Source organism: Vibrio sp. V12_P9A6T4 (assembly GCF_963874835.1).
GTDB lineage: Bacteria > Pseudomonadota > Gammaproteobacteria > Enterobacterales > Vibrionaceae > Vibrio > Vibrio anguillarum.
The window spans coordinates 1-3751 of record NZ_CAWNJO010000007.1 but is presented as its reverse complement, the minus strand read 5'-3'; the positions used below and the strand labels follow the sequence as shown (position 1 = coordinate 3751).

Here is a 3751-nt window from a genome sequence, read left to right as displayed (position 1 = left end):
TGCTCATTTGCCGACAACACAAAACGAATGGCCGGAGAAATCCCACAAGATTGAACCCCTAATTTTACCTGAGTTGCATAACGCCCAATTAAGGGGTGAGCAACGCTACCACCCAACCCAAAGCATTGTACCGTAACCACTAGACTTGAAGTAGAAACAAAAATGCCAAGCGTTGGGAATCCCTCTTAAATTGTTTGTTATATTTCGTACTCAACAATGTCTATTCTAAAGTCTGAAGGTACTGCAATGGCTTTGTATAGCTTGATATCCCTACCAGCAATAACACTTTTAACTTTCAACTGATCTTCCATTGGCATTTTCTCGCCCAAAATGATAGAACGAATAACATCATCATTTAATTTGTATTTATTCCCAGACATTACATCATTTTCAGAAATAAGACGGAACTCCTCTTCATAAGCCCAAACTTTATTTTTAGTTGCGAATATTTTCTCACTATAACTTGAAATTCCATGATTGTATTTTAAAAAATCAAGAAGATTTATCGTATAAGGCTCATCTAAATACTCCACTGGACAATAACCTAAATTTAATGGTCTTCTTTGTCTATTGAGATCATATTCAATACACATACCCTTTAGCCCATTCGCGTAATGTCCCCATAGCAATGGATGCTCATTTGAAAATGACAAGCTAAAAATTTTATTGTCATTTTTAACTCTTTCTATTTTTGCCATTTGCAAAGGAAGTATTGCCTGAGAAATCATGTTAATTATTGTAGACTTTACATCATCAGTTACAGTAGATACAGCGCTGAGAATGGCTTTTTTTGACACTGCAAATGGCATTTTTTGTTTTTCAGCAAATGTTAAATATGCATCAAAAGCATCTGTAATATTATCTTCATCAATTCCAGAAGTTATTTTATAAAACAATTCAAAGGGATCATTAAAATCGTCGACATGTGAGAACCATAGCGTATTCTCCTCAATTGAGTTCAAGCTATATTCATCCACGCCACGAAATTTATATAATGGTTCAAATTCCTTCAACTTTACCTCCTAGAAATATAACGCCCGGCTAAGGGGTTGACAACGCACCGCCGAACTAAAAAAACACACCGTAAACACTGAACTTCAATTTTGAACTAAAGCCGCCACGCGTTGACAATCCCTCTTGAGCCGTTTGTTAGGCCAACCAATTGACACCGACACTTTCACAACCAAAGAACGAGCTTTTTTGTAAACTTGAAACAAACTAACCGATTCATTTATAAACCAAAATACTGAATCAGCAAAGAGACCAAAAAACTCAAATTGAGCGATTTGGAAGAAAAGTGACGAGCGTAGCATGCTCGGCGGACGTTTGAATGCTGAAGGTTATTTTGCCGCTAAATTCACAACGAAAAGCAACCCAACGCGATCAAGAAACAACAAATATGTGATGACTATTTATCGCTTAACTTAAACCAGAAAACATGGAGTTTACCGTTCAATTCCAACTCGATTTAGCTGATAAAAACTCACCTTGCCTAACGCCCGGCTAAGGGGTTGACAACGCACTGCCGGACTCAAAAAACACACTGTAAACACTAAACTTCAATTTTGCACTAAAGTCGCCACGCGTTGGCAATCCCTCTTGAGCCGTTTGTTAAATTACAATTGCTTGTAGAAGTAAACCGTTGCTTCTAACTTTCCGCTAGAACTACGCGCAAACTCTGGAATTTGACCAGCTTCGATGTAACCAATCGAACGATATAGCAAAGAAGCCAAATCACCCAAGCGAGTATCCAAAACGAGTAACTGCAAACCAAGTTCTGATGCCGTTTTTTCCATCAGTGACATTAATTTTTTACTGATACCTTGGCCACGAACACTTGTTTTAACCATCAACTTTTCAACTTCCCCTCTATGTAAACCATTTGCTTTAGAACACAGAGAAAGCTGAACTGCACCGATGATGATATTTTTATCTTGAGCAATAAACAAACGACGGTTTCCTGATTTTAAATCAGACTCTACACCAACCCAGTATGACTCGATTTCTTCTCTATCGATCGGAGTTAAGAAGCCAACTGAAGCACCACTCTCAACACAATCTATAAGCAATGAATTTAATTGACCTGAGACACTAGATATTGAATTAATTTCCTTTATTTCCACTGAACTATCCTTGTAATTTAACGCCCGGCTAAGGGGTTGACAACGCATAGCCGAACTCAAAAAACACACTGTAAACACTGAACTTCAATTTTGCACTAAAGCCGCCACGCGTTGGCAATCCCTCTTGAGCCGTTTGTTAGGCCAATCAATTGACAACAATGCTTTCAAAACCCAAGAACAAGTCTTTTTGTAAAGTTTAAGCAAACTAAACCATTCATTTATAAACCCAAATGCTAAATCAGCAAAGAAACAAAAAAATTCAAATTGAGCGGTTTGGGAGAAAAGTGACGAGCGTAGCATGCTCGGCGGACGTTTGGATGCTGAAGGTTATTTTACCGCTAAACTCACAACGACAAGCAATCCAACGCGATCACGAAACAACAAATATGTGATGACGATTTATTGCTTAACTTAAGCCACAAAACATGGAATTTACTGTTCAATTTCAACTCGATTTAGCTGATAAAAACTCACTTTGCCTAACGCCCGGTTAAGGGGCAGCCAACGCCACAACCAAGCTTACGCATAACACCGTAACCACAAAAACCAACGCATAATAAAAATGCCACGCGTTGGCTGTCCCTCTTGAACCGTTTGTTATGGCTAACAACTCACTGATTTATTGGGTAAAAATTTAGAAAAGGTCTATCCGTTCATCTCGACATTCGTAAGAGCCCATTTCGAATTCTCGACAAATCCAAGGGCGATTTTCGTAAATTGTGCACATGAACGTTTCACGATCTAGAGCTGAACACCAACCATCTGACAAACGCAGCATAGTTTCTCCACCCCATTCATCGAATGCAATATGCTGCTCTGGCACACCTGTATCGGTAATGATCATAACCTCCAAACGGCAACAACAAGCATGGCAGTTTGAGCACGATATTTCCGGATTTGATACATTTTTAATTGGGATTGTCATCGAGTTCTTCAGCAAGTTTAATCGCAGAATAGTACTCCAATTTAAACCAATTTACCGACATTAATGATGAACTCAACTTGATAGCCATAACGCCGCATTAAGGGGCAGGCAACGCAAACAGTTGAACTAAAACTAACCAGCCGTAACCTCAAATGCTCACCCAAACCAAAACTGCCACGCGTTGACTGTCCCTCTTGAATGCTTTGTTATGTAACTTTACTAACCATTTCAAAGCATTACAAAGAACAACATTGCCAAATACCGTTTAACTTACACGAAAAGTTAGCAGTAACCCAGTAGAATTTGCGTGGCAACGATGAAACTGCGAGCCCTAGTTTAAAGAAAAAAATGACTGCCCCCAAGCTCATCGCAAACCCACTGAATCATTTAGAACCAGCTAAAAATTCGAAGAATAAAGAAGACGAAAATCAAATCAACATGAATAAAACTAACTTTACAAACTGTATAAATAACTAATAAAAACAATCAATTAAAGGTATAAACGTGTAAATTAGAAGCTAAACTCAAAGTAAAGAAACCATAAAAATATTTTAATTTTCAATATATTACGGCCTTTTTCTCTACGGTTACATAACGCCGCGTTAAGGGGCAGCCAACGCCACTGCCAAGCTTCCGCATAACACCATAATCACAAAAAACCAACGCATAATAAAAATGCCACGCGTTGGCTGTCCCTCTTGAA

Annotated in this window: 3 protein-coding genes; all 3 read right to left on the bottom strand. The window is 38.5% G+C overall.

Features of this window, described 5'->3' with window-relative positions; genetic code table 11:
* Positions 1 to 197 precede the first annotated feature (197 nt).
* The 3 genes from AACQ42_RS00130 to AACQ42_RS00120 all read right to left on the bottom strand — a co-directional run bounded on the left by AACQ42_RS00130 (position 198) and on the right by AACQ42_RS00120 (position 3048).
* The gene (locus AACQ42_RS00130; RefSeq protein WP_094165467.1) at positions 198 to 1013 is read right to left on the bottom strand and encodes a DUF2971 domain-containing protein; all 816 of its coding nucleotides are present in this window, start codon (positions 1011 to 1013) and stop codon (positions 198 to 200) included.
* 603 nt (positions 1014 to 1616) lie between these two features.
* On the bottom strand, positions 1617 to 2123 hold the full coding sequence (locus AACQ42_RS00125; protein ID WP_094144321.1) for a GNAT family N-acetyltransferase: 507 nt from the start codon (positions 2121 to 2123) through the stop codon (positions 1617 to 1619).
* 634 nt (positions 2124 to 2757) lie between these two features.
* Complete coding sequence (locus tag AACQ42_RS00120; protein ID WP_080536237.1) at positions 2758 to 3048, bottom strand: YkgJ family cysteine cluster protein; 291 nt, start codon at positions 3046 to 3048, stop codon at positions 2758 to 2760.
* Positions 3049 to 3751: the final 703 nt, after the last annotated feature.

Excerpts from the sequence above, each read along its gene's own strand:
- AACQ42_RS00120 (WP_080536237.1), bottom strand. The coding sequence starts at position 3,048 with ATGACAATCCCAATTAAAAATGTATCAAATCCGGAAATATCGTGCTCA.